The sequence below is a fragment of the Pseudomonas aegrilactucae genome, assembly GCF_019168305.1.
GTDB classification, from domain to species: Bacteria; Pseudomonadota; Gammaproteobacteria; order Pseudomonadales; family Pseudomonadaceae; genus Aquipseudomonas; species Aquipseudomonas aegrilactucae.
Genome location: NZ_JAHTBI010000004.1, coordinates 30,162 through 51,503, shown reverse-complemented (window position 1 = coordinate 51,503; position 21,342 = coordinate 30,162). Strand labels below are relative to the sequence as shown.

Here is a 21,342-nt window from a genome sequence, read left to right as displayed (position 1 = left end):
AGGCTTAAAGATGCGGGTGCAGAAAAGAAAAACCCCGGCCTGGGCCGGGGTTCGTCATTACTCGTCGAGGAAGGAGCGCAAATGCTCGCTTCGCGTCGGGTGGCGCAGCTTGCGCAGCGCCTTGGCCTCGATCTGACGGATCCGCTCGCGGGTCACGTCAAACTGCTTGCCTACCTCTTCGAGCGTGTGGTCGGTGTTCATGTCGATACCGAACCGCATGCGCAGCACCTTGGCTTCGCGGGCAGTCAGACCGGAGAGCACGTCACGGGTCGCTTCCTTCAGGCTTTCGACCGTGGCGACATCGATTGGCGACTGCATGGTCGAGTCTTCGATGAAGTCACCCAGGTGCGAGTCTTCGTCGTCACCGATCGGGGTTTCCATGGAGATCGGCTCTTTGGCGATCTTCAATACCTTGCGGATCTTGTCCTCAGGCATTTCCATGCGTTCACCCAGCTCTTCCGGGGTCGGTTCGCGACCCATTTCCTGCAACATCTGCCGGGAAATGCGGTTGAGCTTGTTGATCGTCTCGATCATGTGCACCGGAATACGGATGGTGCGGGCCTGGTCGGCGATCGAGCGAGTGATCGCCTGACGGATCCACCAGGTGGCATAGGTCGAGAACTTGTAGCCACGACGGTATTCGAACTTGTCCACCGCTTTCATCAAGCCGATGTTGCCTTCCTGGATCAGATCGAGGAATTGCAGGCCACGGTTGGTGTACTTCTTGGCGATGGAGATCACCAGACGCAAGTTCGCTTCGACCATCTCTTTCTTCGCGCGGCGGGCCTTGGCCTCACCGATCGACATGCGACGGTTGATGTCCTTGATCTCGGCGATCGTCAGACCGGTTTCGGTCTGCAGGTCGATCAGTTTCTGCTGGCAACGCACGATATCAGCGTCCAGACGGCCCAGTGCTTCGGCCCACTTGGTGCTGCGCTTGGAAAGATCGCCGCTCCAGGTGGTATCGACTTCGTTGCTCGGGAACAGACGCAGGAAGTCGGCACGTGGCATGCGGGCATCACGCACACACAGCTGCATGATGGCACGTTCCTGGGCACGCAGGCGCTCCAGGGCGCTGCGCACGCGCTCTACCAGTACTTCGAACTGCTTGGGCACCAGCTTGATCGGCATGAACAGCTCAGCCAGCAGCAGCAGTTCGGCAATGCCTTGCTTGCTGTTGCGACCATGCTTCTTCAGGATCTTGGCGGTGGCTTGCAACTGATCGGCGACAGCACCGAACCGTTGCTGGGCGACGACCGGATCGGGGCCGCTTTCGACCTCTTCCTCTTCGTCGCTGGCGCCTTCCTTTTCCTCTTCTTCGTCATCCTCGGCATCGGCCTTGGCCGGGGCTTTCGGATCGACAGGCGGTGGCACTTCGGCTGGCGGCGCAATGCCGTCATCCGGGTCGATGTAACCGCTGAGAACGTCGGACAGGCGGCCACCTTCGGTGGTCACACGGTCGTATTCACCGAGAATGTAGTCGACGGTGCCCGGGAAGTGAGCGATAGCGCCCATGACTTCACGGATACCTTCTTCGATACGCTTGGCGATTTCGATTTCGCCTTCACGGGTCAGAAGCTCGACGGTACCCATTTCACGCATGTACATGCGCACCGGGTCTGTCGTGCGACCGATATCGGTCTCCACAGCCGCCAACGCTGCGGCGGCTTCTTCAGCGGCGGCTTCGTCGGTATCGGCTTCGGCCAACAAAAGGGCATCCGCATCCGGAGCACTCTCGAATACGTTGATCCCCATGTCGTTGATCATGCGGATGATGTCTTCCACCTGCTCCGGATCTGAAATATCCTCAGGCAGGTGGTCGTTGACCTCCGCGTAAGTCAGGTAGCCCTGCTCACGACCGCGGGTGATCAACTCTTTGATGCGAGACTGCTGTTGCGCTTTTCCGGACATAACACCCTATCCACTGAAGGTCTTGGCGGGCAAAAAACAAGCCGAGGATTATACCCGAGCTAGGACCTCACGCGCCAGTTGAGGTCGGGGTTTGTGCGGGAACATTCCGCTGTAGCAGCTCGACGAGCTGTTTTTGCTCGTCGGCGTCCAATCCGCTTGCTCTCGCTTTTTTGAGCAATTTATCCAGCTTTTGTTCACGCTGGCGCGTCGACAGCCTAGTTATGGTGTCGAAAAACTGTTGTTCAAGGTTGTCGGCATCGATCAGCCATTCCTTTTCCGCCAATGCACGCAGTAATCGGCCCTGTTCGGTGCCGTGCCAGCGCGCGATCAGCTGTAGTGAGCGTAGCTCAGGATTCTTTTGCAAGGCTTCGAGCAGGGCCACCAGCAACTGGGCATACACATGCTCTTCGGCTGCGAAGTGGCTGGCGTCCTCGACTTTCTTGGCCAGCTGCGGGTGGTGCATCAAGGTGCGCAGGGCGCTCAAGGTTGGCGGCTCGACCGAGGTCGGCACCCGCGGCGGCTGGAAGTCGCGCTTGCCGTTCTTGTCCCACGGCTTGCCCTTCCTGTCCCAGGGTTTGCCTTCCCACTTTTTTTTTCTGCCCGCCGGCGTTCGGCGCCCATTGCTGCTGTTGCGGCTGGAAATGCTCGGCCTGGTGGAAGTCGCCGTAGTCGGGGCTGTACTCGGGCATCGCATCGTAGTCGATGCCCGGGTCGTACGCGGGCGGCGCATCGCCGGGGGCGCTGTGGGCGACCTGCTCGGCCTGCTGCAGGTCCAGCCCGGTGATTTCCTTGAGGCGATTGCGCATCAGCGCCTTGAGGTTGGCACCGGGTACTTTGTCGATCAGCGGCGCGGCCAGGGTGACCATGTGCGCCTTGCCTTCGAGTGAACGCGGGTCGGCTTCTTCGGTCAGTTGCTGGAAGAAGTAGTCGGCCAGCGGCTGGGCATGCTGGTTGATGCGGGCGCGGAAGGCGTCGGTGCCTTCGGCGCGTACCAGGGTGTCGGGGTCTTCGCCTTCGGGCAGGAACAGGAAGCGCGCCTTGCGTCCGTCCTGCAGGCTCGACAGCGTGGCTTCGAGGGCGCGCCAGGCGGCGTTGCGGCCGGCCTGGTCACCGTCGAAGCAGAACAGTACGCTCGGTACGACCCTGAACAGGCGCTTGAGGTGCTCTTCGCTGGTGGCGGTGCCCAGGGTGGCGACGGCATTGCGCAGGCCTTGCTGGGCCAGCGCGATGACGTCCATGTAGCCTTCGACCACGATGATTTCGTCGAGGTTGCGGTTGAACTTGCGCGCCTCATAGAGGCCGTACAGCTCCTGGCCCTTGTGGAACACCGGGGTTTCCGGAGAGTTCAGGTACTTGGGCTTGTCGTCGCCCAGTACCCGGCCGCCAAAGGCGATCACCCGGCCGCGGCTGTCGCGGATAGGGAACATCACGCGGTCGCGGAAGCGGTCGTAGCGCTTGCCGCTTTCGGCGTTCTCGATCAGCAGGCCGGCATCGATCATGGCCTTCTGCTGCAGGGTATCGCTGCTCAGGTGCTTGAACAGGTTGTCCCAGCCCGGTGGCGCGAAGCCCAGGCCGAAGTCGCGGGCGATCTCGCCGGACAGGCCGCGGCCCTTGAGGTACTCCACGGCCGAGCGGCGCGTCGGGTGGCTCTTGAGGGCCTGGCGATAGAACTCGGCGGCCGCTTCGAGCAGCGGGTACAGTGGCGAATCGGTAGGCTGGCGGGGTTTGTGCTGCCCGCGGCTGCTTTCTTCGCGCGGCACTTCCATGCCGGCCGCCTTGGCCAGCTCTTCGACGGCCTGGGGGAAGTCCAGGTTGTCGTGGTCCATGATGAAGCCGAGGGCGTTGCCACCTGCGCCGCAACCGAAGCAGTAGTAGAACTGCTTGTCGGGGCTGACGCTGAAGGAGGGGGTTTTCTCCTTGTGGAACGGGCAGCAGGCGGTGTGGTTCTTGCCAGCCTTTTTCAGGTTTACGCGCGAACTCACCACGTCGACGATGTCGGTGCGGTTGAGAAGGTCGTCGATAAAACTCTGGGGAATCAGCCCGGCCATGGCACTCTCGTCATCAGGCGACAATCAAGTGTAATCGCTAATGCTGCGGGAACAGCGACGCATCCGATGCAAGCTCGAATGACGTAACACAACGTAGTAGGGAAGGGGTGTGCTCGTCTGCAGCCGGTAAAGGCTCGTCAGGGGTGACGTGCACTGCTGGCGGTAAGGCCAGGTCTGACGTTTAAGGCAGGCTTGCCCTTGCTGCAGAGCAGTTTGGGCATCTCAGGCATCTTGACCCGAAGGTCCAGGCCAGAGGAAGCAGCATCAACCGCCGACAGCCCGGCTTGCACCGGGCATGACAGAAGTTGGCGACGAACGTCTGTATTAGTACAGACGAACGGCGCGGCGCTGTTCGCGCTGAACTTTCTTGGCGTGGCGTTTGACAGCGGCTGCTGCTTTGCGCTTACGCTCAGAAGTTGGCTTCTCGTAAAATTCGCGGCTACGAACTTCAGCCAGTACACCGGCTTTTTCGCAGGAGCGCTTGAAACGACGCAGAGCTACGTCGAAGGGTTCGTTCTCTTTAACTTTGACGGCTGGCATCCAGAGCTACCTTCATTCATTACCGGGGGTCAACGAACTCGTGGCAAATATGTGCACTGGAGAACGTCGGTTTTTAAGGGTTGCGGATGTTAACCCTTAGCTGGCCCGAATGCAAAGCCTCTGATCGAAAACCGCTGGTCGGCACCGGGAGCGAGGACTATCATGCGCGCCTTCGAATTCAGCCCCAACAAGGCGCAAACCCATGCTAGTACTGGGATTGGAAACATCCTGCGACGAGACCGGCGTCGCATTATACGACAGTGAACGCGGCCTGCTGGCCGATGCATTGTTCAGTCAGATCGACCTGCACCGTGCCTATGGCGGCGTGGTGCCGGAGCTGGCCTCGCGAGATCACGTCAAGCGCATGCTGCCGTTGATCCGCCAGGTGCTGGCCGAGGCCGACTGCGTGGCCACCGAGATCGATGCCATCGCCTACACCGCGGGCCCCGGGCTTGTCGGCGCGTTGCTGGTGGGGGCGTCCTGCGCCCAGGCACTGGCCTTCGCCTGGGGCATTCCGGCCCTGGGCGTGCACCACATGGAGGGCCACCTGCTGGCCCCGATGCTGGAGGCGCAGCCACCGGAATTCCCGTTCGTCGCCTTGTTGGTGTCGGGGGGGCACACCCAGCTGGTGCGCGTGGATGGCATCGGCCGCTACGCGCTGCTGGGCGAGACCCTGGACGATGCGGCAGGCGAGGCATTTGACAAGACTGCCAAGATGATGGGGCTCAATTATCCAGGTGGCCCGGAGATCGCGCGCCTGGCGCAGCAGGGCGTGGCGGGGCGCTTCAGCTTCCCGCGGCCGATGACCGACCGTCCAGGGCTCGAATTCAGTTTCAGCGGCCTCAAGACCTCGGCCCTCAACACCTGGCAGCAGTGCCAGCGTGCCGGGGACGACGGCGAGCAAACCCGCAGCGACATCGCTCTGGCCTTCCAGCAGGCAGTGGTGGAGACTTTGACCATCAAGTGCAAGCGTGCGCTCAAGCAGGCCGGGCTCAAGCGCCTGGTGATCGCGGGGGGCGTGAGTGCCAACAAGGCGTTGCGCGCCTCGCTCGAGGACATGCTGGCCGGGCTCAAGGGCAATGTGTTCTACGCTCGCCCCGAGTTCTGCACCGACAATGGCGCGATGATCGCCTACGCCGGCTGCCAGCGCCTGGTGGCCGGGCAGCAGGAAACCCTGGCGATCAGCGTGCAGGCACGCTGGCCGATGGAGCAGTTGCAGCCGCTGTAGACCTGAACAGGGTTCATGCGCGAGGTTCAGAAATGCCGTTCGCGCCCGGCAAACAGGTCGCGTAGATTGCCGCGATGGCGCCACACGATGAGCGCGGTCAGTACGCTGATCGGCAGCAGCGCCTCAGGTTCGCGCCAGGCCAGCAATGGCAGGGTCAGGGGCGTGGCGATCAGCGCCGCCAGCGAACTGGTGCGGGTGAGGTAGAAGGTCAGCAGCCAGGCGCAGATGGCCAGCAGCGCGGCCGGCGGATACAGGCCCAGCAGCATGCCGGCGGCAGTGGCCACGCCCTTGCCGCCGCGAAAGCGAAAGTACAGCGGGAGCAGGTGGCCGATCACCGCGCACAGGCCGATCCAGGCTTGCTGTTGCAGGCTCAGGCCGATCAGGCTGGCGATCAGCACGGGCAACAAGCCCTTGCACAGGTCGCCCAGCAGGGTCAGGATCGCCAGCTTGCGACCGGCCAGGCGCAGCATGTTGGTGGCGCCGGCATTGCCGGAGCCGCAGGCGCGCGGGTCGGGGCTGCCGCTCAGGCGACTGAGAACAATGGCGAAGGACAGCGAGCCGAGCAGGTAGGCGAGCAGCGCCAGTAACCAAAACATGCTAACTATTCCGGGCGAGGACGCCCTGATTCTAGCGGCGCAAGGCGCCCTTGTCGTGCTGTGGAGAGAAGTGCTTGGACAGAGTGTTCATCGAAGGGCTGGAAGTCGACACCGTGATCGGCGCCTATGACTGGGAGCGCGGCATTCGTCAGTGCCTGCGCCTGGACCTGCGGTTCGCCTGGGACAACCGCCCGGCAGCGGCCGGTGACGACCTGAGCCTGGCCCTGGACTACGCCAGCGTGTCCGCGCGTATCCAGGCATTTGCCGAGCAGGCCCAGTTCGAGCTGGTCGAAACCTTCGCCGAGCGCCTGGCCAAGGTGCTGATGGACGAATTCCAGATTCCCTGGCTGCAGTTGAAGCTGACCAAGCCTGGCGCCGTCGCGGCCGCCAGCGGGGTGGGCGTGGAGATCGAGCGCGGATGTCTCTGACCCCGGTATACCTAGGCCTGGGCAGCAACAGCGAGCGCGAGCTGCGCCTGAGTGCGGGCTTGGATGCGCTGGCGGTGTTGCTGCAGGACATGCGCTGTTCGACGGTGTTCGAGAGCGAGCCGGTGGGCATCAAGAGCGGGCCATTCTTCAATCTGGTAGTCACCGGTCTGACTGCGCTGCCGCTGCTGGAGCTGGACCGGCGCCTGAAGTTCATCGAGGCCGACAACGGCCGCTATGCACCTGAACGCAAGGGCCTGCCGCTGGACATCGACGTGTTGATGTACGGCGATCTGCACGGCAGTTTCGACGGGCTGGTGCTGCCGCGCGCCGAAATCCTCAAGAATGCCTTCGTGCTGTGGCCGCTGTCGCTGATTGCGCCGAACCTGGTGCACCCGGGTGTCGGCAAACCCATGGCGCAGCTGTGGGACGAGGCGCAGATCGATCAGGTGCTGGCACCGGTGGCCTTCGCCTGGCATGGCCGGCAGTTGCCGTTGGGCTGAGGGCCTCTTGCTGGCGCGGTGTCAGGTCTTGGCACTGTCCTTGTAGGCTTTCAGTGCTCTCAGGCGCTCACGCTTGATCGCCTCGCCCAGGCCTTGCCCGGTAAAGCCCCTTTCCACCAGCGGCTGCACTGCCACCGCGCGTGCCGCGGCTGCGGCGCCACGCAGGTAATCGGCCTGCGGGTAGTCGCGCTGCTCCAGCCCCAGGCGCCCGCGCGCGTCCATCTCGCAGGCCGCAATGAACGCCTCGAAGCGCTGCGGACGGCGGTACACATCGAAATGCTGCAGCAACTCCAGCAAGGTCGAGGCCTTCAGCTCCAGGGCGCGATGGCCATGGGTGTGGTACTCGCCCACCAGCAAGGCCAGCTCCTGGCAGTCACGCGGTACCTTGAAGCGCTGGTTGACCGCCTTGATCAGTTTCAGCCCACGTTTTTCATGGGCAATATGCCGTGGCCATTCCTCTTCGGGGGTCAGGCCCTTGCCCAGATCATGCAGCAGGCACGCCCAGCGCACGGTCAGCGGCTGCTGATGAATCGCCGCCTGTTCCAGCACCGACAGCGTATGCACGCCGCTGTCGATTTCCGGGTGGTGGGCCGGTGGCTGCGGTACGCCGAACAGGGCGTCCAGCTCGGGCATCAACTGCTTGAGCGCGCCGCAATCGCGCAGCACCTGGATAAACACCTGGGGCTGCGCCTCCATCAGCGCACGGGCGATTTCCTTCCAGCTGCGCTCGGCGGTCAGGGCCTGCAACTCGTCTGATTCGCTCAGCTCACGCATCAGCTGGAGTGTTTCCGGTGCCACCCGAAAGCCCAGTTCTGCGTACCGCGCGGCAAAGCGCGCAACGCGCAGAACACGCAGGGGATCTTCGGCAAACGCGGGGGAAACGTGACGTAATATCCGATCTTCAAGATCCTTCTGGCCGTTGTACGGATCGGTGATGCAACCGTTCTCGTCTTCAGCCATGGCATTGATCGTGAGGTCGCGTCGCACCAGGTCTTCCTGCAGGGTGACCTCGGGGCTGGCATGGAAGGTGAACCCGCCGTAGCCACGCCCACTTTTGCGCTCCGTGCGCGCCAGTGCGTATTCCTCGCCGCTGCTGGGGTGCAGGAACACCGGGAAGTCGGCGCCTACCGGGCGAAAGCCCTGAGCCTGCATCTGCTCGACGCTCGCGCCCACCACCACCCAGTCGATATCGGTGACCGGCCTGCCGAGCAGGCGGTCGCGTACGGCGCCGCCGACTTTATAGATCTGCATGAAAAAACCTCCGTTCAGGCCAACAGGATAACCTGTCTGGCCACCGCGGAGGTCTGCGGGCTTACAGGTGTACGACGGCCAGGTCCAGGCGCCCGTAGTCACCTTCGCCGTGTTCGCCCTTTGGGGGGACGTGGTGGGTTTTCATGAGCTGGTCACCCTGCAGGGTCTCCAGGTGGATGTCGAAACCCCACAGGCGATGCAGGTGCTTGAGCACCTCGTCGGTGGAGTCGCCCAACGGTTTGCGGTCATGTTGCTGGTGGCGCAGGGTCAGCGAACGATCGCCGCGCCGGTCGATGCTCCAGATCTGCACGTTGGGTTCACGATTGCCCAGGTTGTATTGCGCGGCCAGGATCTCGCGGATGGTGCGATAGCCCGCTTCGTCATGGATGGCGGGCACCAGCAGGTCGTCCTTCTGGTCGTCGTCCAGGATGCTGAACAGCTTGAGGTCGCGGATCACCGTGGGCGACAGGTACTGCAGGATGAAGCTCTCGTCCTTGAAGCTGCTCATGGCGAACTTGAGGGTCGACAGCCAGTCGCTGCCGGCAATGTCGGGAAACCAGTGGCGATCTTCGTCGGTAGGGTGCTCGCACATGCGCCGGATGTCGCGGTACATGGCAAAGCCCAGTGCATAGGGGTTGATACCGCTGTAATAGGGGCTGTCGAAGCCGGGCTGAAACACCACGCTGGTGTGCGACTGCAGGAACTCCATCATGAAGCCTTCGGTCACCAGCCCTTCGTCGTACAGGTCGTTCATCAGGGTGTAGTGCCAGAAGGTCGCCCAGCCTTCGTTCATCACCTGGGTCTGGCGCTGCGGATAGAAGTACTGCGCGATCTTGCGCACGATACGCACGATCTCGCGCTGCCAGGGTTCGAGCAGGGGCGCGTGCTTCTCGATGAAGTACAGGATGTTTTCCTGGGGCTCGGCGGGGAAGCGGGCGTTGTCCTTGTCGCTGTATTTGTCGGCGCCCTTGGGGATGGTGCGCCACAGGTCGTTGATCTGTTTCTGCAGGTGTTCTTCACGGTCCTTCTGGCGCCGCCGCTCTTCTTCGGCGGAAATCGGGTAGGGCCGCTTGTAGCGGTCGACACCGTAGTTCATCAGTGCATGGCAGGAGTCCAGCAGGTCTTCCACCGCATCGATGCCGTGGCGCTCCTCGCACTGGGTGATGTACTGCTTGGCGAACACCAGGTAGTCGATGATCGAGCTGGCGTCGGTCCAGGTGCGAAACAGGTAGTTGCCCTTGAAGAAGCTGTTGTGCCCGTAGCAGGCATGCGCCACCACCAGCGCCTGCATGCAGATGGTGTTCTCCTCCATCAGGTAGGCGATGCAGGGGTCGGAGTTGATCACGATCTCGTACGCCAGGCCCATCTGGCCGCGGCTGTAGGATTTCTCGGTACTCAGGAAATGCTTGCCGTAGGACCAATGGTGATAACCCAGCGGCATGCCGACCGACGCATAGGCGTCCATCATCTGCTCGGCGGTGATCACCTCGATCTGGTTGGGGTAGGTGTCCAGGGCGTAGCGCTCGGCCAGGCGGCTGATTTCACGGTCATACGCCTGGATCAGCTCGAACGTCCATTCGGACCCGGTGGAAAGGGGTTGGCGCTTCTGCTCTCTGGCGGTCATGTGGCTAACCTGCGCTGGAAGAGTTCACGGAAGACCGGATAGATATCGCCGGCCGACACCAGCTGCTGCTGGGCGAACGTATCGGCAAAGGCTTCGCCGATGCGCTCGTATTCGAACCACAAGGCCTGGTGCTCGCGGGGGGTGATTTCCACGTAAGTGTAGTACTGCACGAACGGCATGATCTGCTTGGTGAGAATCTCGCGGCAGATCGGCGAGTCGTCGTTCCAGTTGTCGCCGTCAGAAGCCTGGGCGGCATAGATGTTCCATTCGCTGGCCTGGTAGCGCTCGGCCATGATTTCCTGCATCAGTTTCAGCGCGCTGGAGACGATGGTGCCGCCGGTCTCGCGCGAGTAGAAGAACTCTTCTTCATCCACTTCGCGGGCGCTGGTGTGGTGGCGGATGAACACCACTTCGATCTTGTCGTAGTTGCGCTTGAGGAACAGGTACAACAGGATGAAAAAGCGCTTGGCAATGTCCTTGGTGGCCTGGGTCATGGAGCCTGAAACGTCCATCAGGCAGAACATCACCGCCTTGGAACTGGGGTTGGGCTGCTTGACCAGCAGGTTGTACTTGAGGTCGAAGGTGTCGAGGAACGGCACGCGATGGATGCGGGCACTCAATCGCTCGATTTCTAGCTCTATTTCCTGAATATCACCGAAGTTGTCCGGCTCTTCGCGCTTGAGTCGGGCCAGTTCCTCCTGTGCCTGACGCAGTTTTGCGCGGCTGCTGCCCGACAGCGCGATGCGCCGTGCATGGGCCGAGCGCAGGGTGCGGATGATATTGATGCGCGACGGGTTGCCTTCGTTGCTGATGCCCGCCCGTACGGTCTTGAAGGTGTCGGTACCGGTCAGGTGACGCTTGACCAGGTTGGGCAGTTCCAGGTCTTCGAACATGAACTCGAGGAACTCTTCCTGGGTGATCTGGAAGACGAATTCGTCCATGCCTTCGCCGGAGTTGCCGGCCTTGCCCTTGCCGCCACCGCCACCGCCGCCCTGTGGGCGTGCGATGTGTTCGCCGGCAGTGAATTCCTTGTTGCCCGGGTGCACGACGGTCTGCTTGCCGCCGCGCCCGTGGTGCAGTACCGGCTCGTCGATGTCGCGACCGGGAATGCTGATCTGCTCGCCATGCTCCATGTCGGTGATGGAGCGACGGCTCACGGCCTCTTCGACGGCCTTCTTGATGTGGTCACGGTAACGCCGCAAAAAGCGCTGGCGGTTGACCGTGCTCTTGTTCTTGCCGTTCAGGCGTCGGTCGATCACATAGCTCATAGGCCCCTCCGGGGAGCTGAATACTCAAGCTTCAAGCCGCAGCCCTGGCGCAGGGTTGCGGCTTGCCACTTACAGCTCGATCACTGCGATTTCCTGACCCGCAGGTACCATTCAGAGAGCAGCCGAACCTGTTTGTCGGTGTAGCCACGTTCGACCATCCGTGTGACGAAGTCGTTGTGTTTCTGCTGGTCCTCCTTGCTGGCCTTGGCGTTGAAGCTGATGACCGGCAGCAGGTCTTCGGTGTTGGAGAACATCTTCTTCTCGATCACCACCCGCAGTTTTTCGTAGCTCAGCCAGGTCGGGTTCTTGCCATTGTTGTTGGCCCGGGCGCGCAGCACGAAGTTGACGATCTCGTTGCGGAAATCCTTCGGATTGCTGATGCCGGCCGGTTTTTCGATCTTCTCCAGTTCCTCGTTGAGGGCGATGCGGTTGAGGATCTCGCCGGTTTCGGGGTCGCGGTATTCCTGGTCCTGAATCCAGAAGTCGGCGTACAGCACGTAGCGGTCGAAGATGTTCTGCCCGTACTCGCTGTAGGACTCCAGGTACGCGGTCTGGATTTCCTTGCCGATGAACTCGATGTAGCGCGGTGCCAGGTACTCCTTGAGGTAGCGCAGGTAGCGCTCGCGCACCTCGGCCGGGAACTGCTCCTGTTCGATCTGCTGTTCCAGCACATACAGCAGGTGTACCGGGTTGGCGGCGATCTCGTGCGGGTCGAAGTTGAACACCTTGGACAGGATCTTGAAGGCGAAGCGGGTCGACAGGCCGTTCATGCCTTCATCGACGCCGGCCGAGTCGCGGTACTCCTGGATCGACTTGGCCTTCGGGTCGGTGTCCTTGAGGTTTTCGCCGTCGTACACCCGCATCTTGGAGTAGATGTTCGAGTTTTCCGGCTCTTTCAGGCGCGACAGCACGGTGAACTGGGCCAGCATCTTGAGGGTGTCGGGGGCGCAATGGGCCTTGGCCAGCGAGCTGTTGAACAGCAGCTTGTCGTAGATCTTGATCTCGTCGCTGACACGCAGGCAGTACGGCACCTTGACGATGTAGATCCGGTCGATGAACGCCTCGTTGTTCTTGTTGTTGCGGAAGCTGTGCCATTCCGATTCGTTGGAGTGGGCCAGCAGGATCCCGGAGTAGGGGATCGCACCCAGGCCTTCGGTACTGTTGTAGTTGCCTTCCTGGGTTGCGGTGAGCAGGGGGGTGCAGTACCTTGATCGGCGCCTTGAACATCTCGACGAATTCCATCAGGCCCTGGTTGGCCCGGCACAGCGCGCCCGAGTAGCTATAGGCGTCGGCGTCGTTCTGCGGGTACTCCTCGAGCTTGCGAATGTCGACCTTGCCCACCAGTGCCGAGATGTCCTGGTTGTTCTCGTCACCCGGTTCGGTCTTGGCCACGGCGATCTGATTGAGGATCGAGGGGTACAGCTTGACCACCTTGAACTGGCTGATATCGCCGCCGAACTCGGCCAGGCGCTTGGTGGCCCAGGGCGACATGATGGTGCTCAGGTAGCGCCGCGGGATGCCGAAGTCCTCTTCGAGGATGGCGCCATCTTCGGTGGCGTTGAACAGCCCCAGCGGGGACTCGAACACCGGCGAACCCTTGATGGCGTAGAAGGGCACCTTTTCCATCAGTTGCTTGAGTTTTTCGGCCAGGGACGACTTGCCGCCACCCACGGGGCCGAGCAGGTAGAGGATCTGTTTCTTCTCTTCCAGGCCCTGCGCGGCATGGCGGAAGTAGGAGACGATCTGGTCGATGCATTCTTCCATGCCATGGAAGTCTTCAAAGGCCGGATAGCGCCGGATCACCTTGTTGGAGAAGATCCGCGACAGCCGCGAATTGTTCGACGTGTCGACCAGCTCCGGCTCGCCGATAGCCATCAACAGGCGTTCGGCCGCCGAAGCGTAGGCACTGCGGTCCTGCTTGCAGAGCTCAAGGTACTCCTGCAGCGAGAGCTCTTCCTGGCGGGTGGACTCGAAACGTTGTTGGAAGTGGCTAAAAATACTCATGACGTCACCTCGCTCGATACGTGGAGCCGACGCCGGATCAATCAGTTGATGCTGGCATGCAAGCGGCAATTGCCGATTGCTGTATACCCCCCAGAACACCCTTGAAGCGCTACCGATGACCCGCACGCCGGTGTACCGGCTCTCCCCTTTTTGGATGGCCTGGGCTTAAGGATAGTTGGTAATCGGCGAGGTCAAGGGCGGTTGGGCGATTAGTTCGCCACGACCGTTCGTCTGCTCAGGCGCGAGCCCGCACGGGACGCGGGCTGCAGGCACTGAAAAAAATTATTCGGCAGCGCCCTGGGCGATTTCTGCCGGGTAGGTGGCGCGCCACAGCTCGAAGCCACCGTCGAGGCTGTAGACATCCGAAAAGCCCTGGCTGATCAGGTAGGCCGCTGCACTCTGGCTGGAATTGCCGTGGTAGCAGACGACCACGGTGGGCGCATCGAGGTCGGCGCCGCGGATGAAGTCAGGTACCGACTGGTTGTCCAGGTGCCGGGCGCCGGTGATATGGCCCGCGGCAAAGGTGGGCTGGTCGCGAATGTCGACCACGACCGCGCCGTGCTCGCGCAGTGCCTGGGCCTGTTCGGGAGGGATACGTTTGAATTCGCTCATGGGGGCGCTTCCTTCAGGATTGATCGGCCATTCTAGCCGGTTGTACGGGCGCAGGCAGCGGGCGAGGACTGCCCTGCTCGGTGCACTCGCAGCGATGGTACTGGCCGCTGTCGACATTGAGCAGGGTCATCGCCCCGCCCCACACGCAGCCGGTGTCCAGGGCATACACTCCGGGCTCGGTGCAGCGCCCCTCGAGGGCTGCCCAGTGGCCGAAGATGATCTTCACATGGCGCGAGCGGCGGCCCTTGTGGGCGAACCATGGCTTGTAGCCAGGGGGCGCGGTATCGGCGCCTTCCTTGCCCTTGAGGTCGAGCTTGCCTTCGGCGGTGCAGAAGCGCATGCGTGTGAAGTAATTGGTGATGACCCGCAAGCGTTCTACGCCGCCCAGGTTCTTGCTCCACTTGTTCGGCTCGTTGCCGTACATGCCGTCCAGGTAGGGTTTGAGGCGGTTGTCGTCACGCAACACCTGCTCCACTTCGCCGGCCAGCTCCAGGGCCTTGCCCAGGGTCCATTGCGGCGGGATGCCGGCGTGCACCAGGGCGACATCGCGCTGCTCGTCGTAGTGCAGCAGCTTTTGCCGGCGTAGCCAGTCGAGCAGCACATCGGCATCCGGGGCGTCGAGAATCTCGCGCAGCGTATCGCTCTTCTTCAGGCGCTCGATGTTGTGCCAGGCGGCCAGCAGGTGCAGGTCGTGGTTGCCGAGCACACACACCAGCGAATCGCGCATCCCGTACAGAAAGCGCAAGGTCTCCAGCGATTGTGGGCCACGGTTGACCAGGTCGCCGACCAGCCACAGGCGGTCGACCGAGGGGTTGAAGCTGACCCGTTCGAGCAGGCATCTGAGCGGTTGCAGGCAGCCTTGCAGGTCGCCGACGGCATACACCGCCATCAGTGCAGCGACCCGGGCACAGCCAGGCGGAACGGCTTGATGGTGGCGTCGAAACGAATGCCGTCATCGGCAAACATCTGGTAACTGCCCTGCATGGTACCGACCTTGGTGCTCAGTACGGCGCCACTGCTGTAGGTGTGGCTCTGGCCCGGTTCGATCAAGGGCTGCTGGCCGATCACGCCGGGGCCGCTGACTTCCTCGACCTGGCCGTTGCCATTGGTGATTTTCCAATGCCGTGACATGAGCTTGGCGGGCACCGAGCCGTTGTTCTGCACGGTAATGGTGTAGGCAAAGGCAAAGCGGTCGTTTTCAGGATCGGATTGTTCTTTGAGAAAGCGGGTCACGACGCTGACGTCGATCTGGTAGCGGGGATCAGACATGCAAGGGGCCTTGGCAACAGACGCGGAATACGGCGATTGCCTCAGTCTAGGCCATCTGCAGGGTGGTCGGCCAGTCATGCGGGCATGACTGGCACTGGCAAGGCTCACGCGGCCGGCGGTTGCTCGGCGAGCTTGTCGGCCAGGCGCACGAAGGCGGCCAGGTCCAGTTGCTCGGGACGCAGGCTGCCATCGACACCGGCAGCGGCGATCTCGTCGCTGCTGAGCAGTGCCTTCAAGGTATTGCGCAGGGTCTTGCGGCGCTGGTTGAAGGCTTCGCGCACGATGCGCTCGAGCAGGCGGTGGTCCTTGGCCGGGTGCGGCAGGGTTGCATGCGGGACCAGGCGCACAATGGCCGAGTCGACCTTGGGCGGCGGATTGAACGCGCCCGGGCCCACATTGAACAGGTGTTCCACCCGGCAGTGGTACTGCACCATGATCGACAGGCGGCCCCAGTCACCACCGCCAGGGCCAGCGGCCAGGCGCTCGACCACTTCCTTCTGCAGCATGAAGTGCATGTCGCGGATCAGCCCGGCATTGGCCAGCAGGTGGAAGATCAGCGGGGTGGAGATGTTGTACGGCAGGTTGCCGACCACGCGCAGGCTGTTCGGCGCGGCGTCCAGGCTGGTGAAGTCGAATTTCAGCGCATCGCCCTGGTGCAGGCGGAAGTTGTCGCGGTCAGCGAACTGCTGGTTGAGGATCGGCACCAGATCCTTGTCCAGCTCGACCACGTCCAGTTGGCCGCCGCTGTTGAGCAGGCCTTTGGTCAGGGCGCCCTGGCCCGGGCCGATTTCCAGCAGGCGATCGCCAGGCTTGGCACTGATCGAACGCAGGATGCGGTCGATCACGCCGGCGTCGTGCAGGAAGTTCTGGCCAAAGCGCTTGCGCGCCTTGTGTTGGTAGTGCTCGGTCATAAATGGGTCTCGGCCATCTGGTAGGCGGTTTCCAGCGCGACTTGCAGGCTGCCGGTGTCGATCTTGCCGGTGCCGGCAAGGTCCAGGGCGGTGCCGTGATCGACCGATGTGCGGATGATCGGCAGGCCCAGGGTGACGTTCAAGGCGGCGCCGAAGCCCTTGTACTTGAGCACGGGCAGGCCCTGGTCGTGGTACATCGCCAGCACTGCATCGCAGTGCTCCAGATATTTGGGGGTAAACAGGGTGTCGGCGGGCAACGGGCCGCGCAGGTCCATGCCTTCGCTGCGCAGGCGCGCCAATGTAGGTTCGATGATGTCGATTTCTTCGCTGCCCAGGTGGCCACCTTCGCCGGCATGCGGGTTCAGCCCGCACACCAGGATGCGCGGGCTGGCGATGCCGAACTTGCTTTGCAGGTCGGCGTAGAGGATCCGCGTGACGCGCTCCAGGCGCTCGACGGTGATGGCGTCGGCCACCTCGCGCAGGGGCAGGTGAGTGGTCACCAGTGCCACGCGCAGGCCGCGGGTGGCGAGCATCATCACCACCTGCGCGGTGCCGGTCAGCTCGGCAAGAAATTCGGTGTGCCCGGAGAAGGCGATGCCGCTCTCGTTGATCACGCCCTTGTGCACCGGGGCGGTGATCATCCCCGCAAAATCACCGTCTAGGCAGCCTTGGCCGGCTCGTGTCAGGGTCTGCAGCACGAACGCCGCATTGGCCTTGTCCAGTTGCCCGGCCACTACGGGGCTGGCCAGCGGCGTATCCCATACGTACAGGCTGCCAGCGGGCGCCGGTGCGTTCGGAAACGCATCGCTGCTCACCGGCAGCAACGTGACGGCCACGCCCAGTTGCGCGGCCCGCTCGAGGAGCAGGTCGCGGCTGGTAATGGCGATCAGGGGGTGGGGCTGGGCGTGCTCGGCGAGCAGCAGGCACAGGTCAGGACCTATGCCGGCCGGCTCGCCGGGTGTCAGGGCGAAGCGCTGGTGTTTCACTGGGCTGCCTGGTCGGCGCCAGGAAGCTTGATTTCAACGTAGGCTTCGTCGCGGATCTGACGCAGCCAGGTTTGCAGCTCTTCGTCGTACTTGCGGTTGCGCAGCACGGTCATGGCTTGCTGTTCGCGGGCCTGTTCGGTGCTGTCGGTGGCGCGACGGCCGAGTACTTCCAGCACGTGCCAGCCGTATTGAGTCTGGAACGGCCTGGACAGCTGCCCTTGCGGGATGCTGGTCATGACTTCGCGGAACTCGGGTACCAGGGCGTTCGGGTCGACCCAGTTGAGGTCGCCACCATTGAGTGCCGAACCCGGGTCTTCGGAGAAGCTCTTCGCCAGTTCGGCGAAGTCTTCGCCTGCGCTGATGCGCTCGTAGAGTTTCTCGGCCAGTTGCTTGGTGGCCGCTTCGCTGCGGATCTCGCTTGGCTTGATCAGGATGTGGCGCACGTGCACTTCGTCACGCACCATGGCCTGGCCGCCACGCTTCTCCTGCAGCTTGAGGATGATGAAGCCGCCCGGGGTACGGATGGGTTCGGTCACCTCGCCAACGGCCATGGAACTGAGCAGGCGATCGAACGGTGGCGGCAGTTGCGCCGCCTTGCGCCAGCCCATCTCGCCGCCTTCCAGCGCGGTTTCGCTGGCCGAACGGGCGATGGCCAGTTGGGCGAAGTCGGCGCCTTGCTTGAGCTGCTGGTAGATCGCGCCGGCCTGCTGGGCCGCTGCCTGGATGGTGGCCGAGTTGGCACTTTCCGGGGTCGGGATCAGGATGTTGGCCAGGCGGAACTCTTCGGACAACTGCATCTTGCCCAGGTCCGAGGCGAGGAAATTCTTCACTTCCTGCTCGGACACCTGGATGCGTTCGGCCACCCGGCGCTGACGCACCCGGCTGATGATCATCTCGCGACGAACCTGCTCGCGAGCATCATCGTAGGACAGGCCGTCGCGGGCCAGGGCCGCACGGAACTGTTCGATGCTCATGCTGTTGCGCTGGGCAATGGTACCGATGGCCTGGTTGAGCTCTTCGTCGGTGATGCGGATGCCGGAGCGATCGCCGATCTGCAATTGCAGGTTTTCGACGATCAGACGCTCTAGCACCTGCTGGTCGAGCACGCCCGGCGGTGGCGTGGCGCCACCGCGCTTGGCGATGGTCTGCTCGACCTCGCGTACACGCTGGTCGAGTTGGCTTTTCATCACCACGTCGTTATCGACGATGGCCACGACGCTGTCCAGGGGTTGCACCGCGGCATGCACCGCGCTGCTCAGCAATACCGCGCCCAGCATCAGCGGGCGCAGACAATCAATAAGCTTGGTCTTCACGTGCACGGTAACCTTGAATGCCTTCGTCGAGGAAACTTTCAACCTTGTTGCCCACTACACCACCGAGGCCTTTCAGCACGATCTGCAGGAAGATCCCATGGTCGCCTTTTTCGTTGGATGGAGCGTTCTGGCTGAACTCGTCGTAATCGATCCAGTAGCGGTTGATCACACGCAGTTTCCAGCAGCAGTTGTCGTATTCGAAACCGCCCATGGCTTCCAGGGTGCGGTTGCGGTTGTAGTCATGCTGCCAGCGTGCGATCGCGGTCCACTGCGGGACGATCGGCCACATGACCGAGAAGTCATGCTGCTGGATCTTGTAGTAGTCCTTGACGTAGTTGGCGCTGCCCGGTGTGCCGTAGTCGCTTTGGCCCACTTGCCACAGACCGGTGCTCTGGTTGTAGCGCACCGCGTCGTTGCGATAGCGGTAGCCCAGGTTGACGATCTTGTTGACGTTGTCTTCCGGCTGGTAGTGGAACATGGTGCTGCCGGAGCGGGTGCGGTGGGTGTCCGGGTCCCAGTTGAAGTCGGCGTTCAGGCGCCAGTCGCGGTTGAAGCGGAACTGGTATTCGAGCGCGTACGGCGACACGTCCGACTGCGAGTCGGTGCGCGTGCGGTAATCGATGCGCGGCAGCTGGACCTTGCGGTCCTTGAAGTAGTAGGCCTGACCGACGCTGACACGCTGACGCTCGAAACCGTTCTCTTCGATCCAGCGGTTGGTGATGCCCAGCGACAGCTTGTTCTCGTCACCGATACGGTCCGAGCCGCTGAAGCGGTTTTCACGGAACAGCGAGGAGTAGCTGAACACCGATTCGCTGGTGTCGAACACCGGGATGTCGGTCTGGTCCTTGTAGGGAACGTTCAGGTAGAAAAGGCGTGGTTCGAGGGTCTGGCGGTAATCCTTGCCGAACCACTGGGTGTCGCGGTCGAAATACAGGCCGCTGTCGACACTGAAGATCGGCACGCTGCGGTCTTGAGAACTGCTGAAATCCTCGTTGGCGCGTAGGGTGTTCTTGCCACGCTGGTCCAGGTCGAGCTGGTAATTGGTATAAACGTATTTCAGCGAGGGTTTGACGAAACCATACGAAGCTTCCAGCGGAAGACTGATGGCCGGCGCGAGGTTGATACGGTCACCGTTGGCGCGGGCCAGGCCACGCACGCGTGTGTCATACCGGGGCTCCGACGAGCCGTCCTTGTCCACGAAGCTGCCTTTGCGCAGGTCACGATCAAACCGCACGAACTCAGTGTTGTACGTGAAGTTCAGTCCACCAGGCTCGTAAGGCAGTTTGCCATTGAACGTCACCTGCGGCAGACGATCATAGGGCGTGATCTTGCTGATGGTCGCCAGCTGATAAGCCTGCAGGTTCAACCGGGCAGTGTAGTCATCAGCACGATAGGTCAGTGCACCTTGCTGGTTCACATAGTCGCTGCTCTGGACACCGATCTGATCCGATTCCAGGTCCTGGAAGTAATACGGGTCACTGATCTTGGTATAGTCGACCTCGCTCATCAGGCGCTCGTCCAGCCCGCCCTTGTGCTGCCAGTTGACCATGTAGCGCTGGTCCCGGTAGTCGGACTGCAGCTTGCGCTCGTCTTCCTTGTCGTTCAGCCAGGCACCACCGAACTGTCCTTCGCTGGACTTGGTCAGGTAGCGGAACTCGCCTTCCATCAACAGGCCGCGCTTGGCCATGTAGCGTGGATACAACGTGGCGTCGTAGTTCGGCGCCAGGTTGAAGTAGTACGGGGTGACCAGCATGAAGCCGGTGTCGGTGCTGGTGCTGAACGACGGCGGCAGGAAGCCGGACTGGCGACGGTCGTCGATCGGGAAGTAGATATACGGGGTGTAGAACACCGGAATATCCTTGACCCGCAGCGTGACGTTGGTCGCGGTGCCAAAGCCGGTGGCCGGGTTCAGGGTGATGTTGTTGCCTTTGAGCTGCCAGGCGTTGCTGTTCGGCTCACAGGTGGTGTAGGTACCGTCCTTGAGGCGAATGATCGCGTTCTCGGCACGCTTGGCGTACAGCGCGTTACCGCGGATGCGCGATTTGTGCATCACGTATTCGGCGTTGTCGACCTTGGCTTCACCGGTGTCGAGCTGGATATCGGCGTGATCGCCGACCACCAGCGAACCGTTGTCGCGGATCTTCACGTTGCCGCTCAGCTCGCCACGGTTCTCGGCCTGGTACAGGTTGGCCTCGTCGGCTTCCACCTGCATGCTGCCCTGGCGCATCACGACGTCACCGGCGAGGGTGGCGATCTGCTGCTCCTGCTGGTAGCGCGAGACCTTGGCGCCGATGAAGGTCGGTGCTTCGTCCTTGGGCGTGGTGTCATCCATGCCCGGACGGGTCGGCTCGATATAGGCACCGGCACAGTACGGGCCGGCCTCGGCGAGCTGGGCCGGGGTCAGTTGCTCGCGCGGCACCCAGTCCAGGTGGCTGTAGTCGGCGCTGCGTGCCTTCAGTCCGCGGCCTTTGGCTTCGGTGACCAGCGCTGTCCCCTGACCAGGCGCTGCGGCACTGCCGTCGGCGTTCTGGGCTGGCGTTTCGGAGGACGAGCTGACAGCTGCACCGTCGTGCACAGGGCGCGGCGGCAGTTCAGCTGTACTGGTTTTGGGCTTGCAGTCCCAACCTCCGGCAGCGGAAACTTGGCAGTCGAACTGCTCGGCAGCCACCACGTACGACGTGGCCAGGGGTTGCATCGCCAGCAGACCGCCGGTGACGAGCAACGGGAATTTTTTACGAAACGCGGGGGATTTCAATGCCATCTTATTAGTCCGGGCTTCCTGCGTGCCATCTGCCCGCGTGTGGGGCCGCACGCCTCTCGATGGTCTGAAAAAGATGCTGGATAATAAAGCAT

16 protein-coding genes and 2 pseudogenes are annotated in these 21,342 nt (G+C 62.4%); 3 read left to right on the top strand and 15 right to left on the bottom strand.

What is annotated here, in order from left to right:
• Window positions 1-57: 57 nt before the first annotated feature.
• The 3 genes and pseudogenes from rpoD to rpsU all read right to left on the bottom strand — a co-directional run bounded on the left by rpoD (window position 58) and on the right by rpsU (window position 4,499).
• The gene (gene rpoD / locus KUO17_RS01420; protein ID WP_217973266.1) at window positions 58-1,911 is read right to left on the bottom strand and encodes an RNA polymerase sigma factor RpoD; all 1,854 of its coding nucleotides are present in this window, start codon (window positions 1,909-1,911) and stop codon (window positions 58-60) included.
• Between the two features lie 67 nt (window positions 1,912-1,978).
• A pseudogene (gene dnaG, locus KUO17_RS01415) lies at window positions 1,979-3,959 on the bottom strand (DNA primase).
• Window positions 3,960-4,283: 324 nt separating this feature from the next.
• A complete protein-coding gene (gene rpsU, locus KUO17_RS01410; RefSeq protein ID WP_002551877.1) occupies window positions 4,284-4,499 on the bottom strand; it encodes a 30S ribosomal protein S21 in 216 nt (71 codons plus the stop codon).
• 202 nt (window positions 4,500-4,701) lie between these two features.
• Here rpsU and tsaD point away from each other — a divergent pair, with 202 nt between their 5' ends.
• Entirely contained in the window at window positions 4,702-5,727 is a 1,026-nt protein-coding gene (gene tsaD / locus KUO17_RS01405; protein WP_217973265.1) for a tRNA (adenosine(37)-N6)-threonylcarbamoyltransferase complex transferase subunit TsaD, read from the top strand.
• A gap of 26 nt (window positions 5,728-5,753) precedes the next feature.
• Here tsaD and plsY read toward each other — a convergent pair whose 3' ends face one another.
• Window positions 5,754-6,323, bottom strand: coding sequence for a glycerol-3-phosphate 1-O-acyltransferase PlsY (plsY, locus tag KUO17_RS01400; protein ID WP_217973264.1), 570 nt, complete (start codon window positions 6,321-6,323; stop codon window positions 5,754-5,756).
• 74 nt (window positions 6,324-6,397) lie between these two features.
• On the opposite strand from plsY, the gene folB reads away from it, so the two are divergent.
• Both folB and folK read left to right on the top strand, forming a co-directional pair.
• A complete protein-coding gene (folB, locus tag KUO17_RS01395) occupies window positions 6,398-6,751 on the top strand; it encodes a dihydroneopterin aldolase (RefSeq protein WP_217973263.1) in 354 nt (117 codons plus the stop codon).
• The gene (folK, locus tag KUO17_RS01390; RefSeq protein ID WP_217973262.1) at window positions 6,742-7,251 is read left to right on the top strand and encodes a 2-amino-4-hydroxy-6-hydroxymethyldihydropteridine diphosphokinase; all 510 of its coding nucleotides are present in this window, start codon (window positions 6,742-6,744) and stop codon (window positions 7,249-7,251) included. Before folB ends, folK begins: the two co-directional genes overlap by 10 nt.
• A 21-nt stretch (window positions 7,252-7,272) precedes the next feature.
• On the opposite strand, the gene KUO17_RS01385 is transcribed toward folK, so the two are convergent.
• From KUO17_RS01385 to KUO17_RS01335, 11 genes and pseudogenes are all read right to left on the bottom strand, one after another.
• The gene (locus KUO17_RS01385; RefSeq protein ID WP_217973261.1) at window positions 7,273-8,502 is read right to left on the bottom strand and encodes a multifunctional CCA addition/repair protein; all 1,230 of its coding nucleotides are present in this window, start codon (window positions 8,500-8,502) and stop codon (window positions 7,273-7,275) included.
• 61 nt (window positions 8,503-8,563) lie between these two features.
• Complete coding sequence (locus KUO17_RS01380) at window positions 8,564-10,126, bottom strand: SpoVR family protein (RefSeq protein WP_217973260.1); 1,563 nt, start codon at window positions 10,124-10,126, stop codon at window positions 8,564-8,566.
• Window positions 10,123-11,394 carry a YeaH/YhbH family protein gene (locus tag KUO17_RS01375; RefSeq protein WP_217973259.1) on the bottom strand — a complete coding sequence of 424 codons (1,272 nt, stop codon included), beginning with the start codon at window positions 11,392-11,394 and terminating at the stop codon, window positions 10,123-10,125. Before KUO17_RS01375 ends, KUO17_RS01380 begins: the two co-directional genes overlap by 4 nt.
• Window positions 11,395-11,474: 80 nt before the next feature.
• Window positions 11,475-13,398 (bottom strand): annotated as a pseudogene (locus KUO17_RS01370) (PrkA family serine protein kinase).
• 282 nt (window positions 13,399-13,680) lie between these two features.
• Window positions 13,681-14,010 carry a thiosulfate sulfurtransferase GlpE gene (gene glpE / locus KUO17_RS01365; protein WP_217973258.1) on the bottom strand — a complete coding sequence of 110 codons (330 nt, stop codon included), beginning with the start codon at window positions 14,008-14,010 and terminating at the stop codon, window positions 13,681-13,683.
• Window positions 14,011-14,023: 13 nt separating this feature from the next.
• Window positions 14,024-14,899: a symmetrical bis(5'-nucleosyl)-tetraphosphatase gene (locus KUO17_RS01360; RefSeq protein ID WP_217973257.1), complete on the bottom strand. Its 876-nt coding sequence runs from the start codon at window positions 14,897-14,899 to the stop codon at window positions 14,024-14,026.
• Window positions 14,899-15,279, bottom strand: a complete 381-nt coding sequence (gene apaG, locus KUO17_RS01355; protein ID WP_217973256.1) for a Co2+/Mg2+ efflux protein ApaG — start codon at window positions 15,277-15,279, stop codon at window positions 14,899-14,901. Before apaG ends, KUO17_RS01360 begins: the two co-directional genes overlap by 1 nt.
• Before the next feature lie 104 nt (window positions 15,280-15,383).
• Window positions 15,384-16,190: a 16S rRNA (adenine(1518)-N(6)/adenine(1519)-N(6))-dimethyltransferase RsmA gene (rsmA, locus tag KUO17_RS01350; protein ID WP_217973255.1), complete on the bottom strand. Its 807-nt coding sequence runs from the start codon at window positions 16,188-16,190 to the stop codon at window positions 15,384-15,386.
• Window positions 16,187-17,176: a 4-hydroxythreonine-4-phosphate dehydrogenase PdxA gene (gene pdxA, locus KUO17_RS01345; RefSeq protein ID WP_217973254.1), complete on the bottom strand. Its 990-nt coding sequence runs from the start codon at window positions 17,174-17,176 to the stop codon at window positions 16,187-16,189. Before pdxA ends, rsmA begins: the two co-directional genes overlap by 4 nt.
• Window positions 17,173-18,489, bottom strand: coding sequence for a peptidylprolyl isomerase SurA (gene surA / locus KUO17_RS01340; protein WP_217973253.1), 1,317 nt, complete (start codon window positions 18,487-18,489; stop codon window positions 17,173-17,175). Before surA ends, pdxA begins: the two co-directional genes overlap by 4 nt.
• Window positions 18,470-21,250: an LPS-assembly protein LptD gene (locus KUO17_RS01335; protein WP_217973252.1), complete on the bottom strand. Its 2,781-nt coding sequence runs from the start codon at window positions 21,248-21,250 to the stop codon at window positions 18,470-18,472. Before KUO17_RS01335 ends, surA begins: the two co-directional genes overlap by 20 nt.
• Window positions 21,251-21,342: the final 92 nt, after the last annotated feature.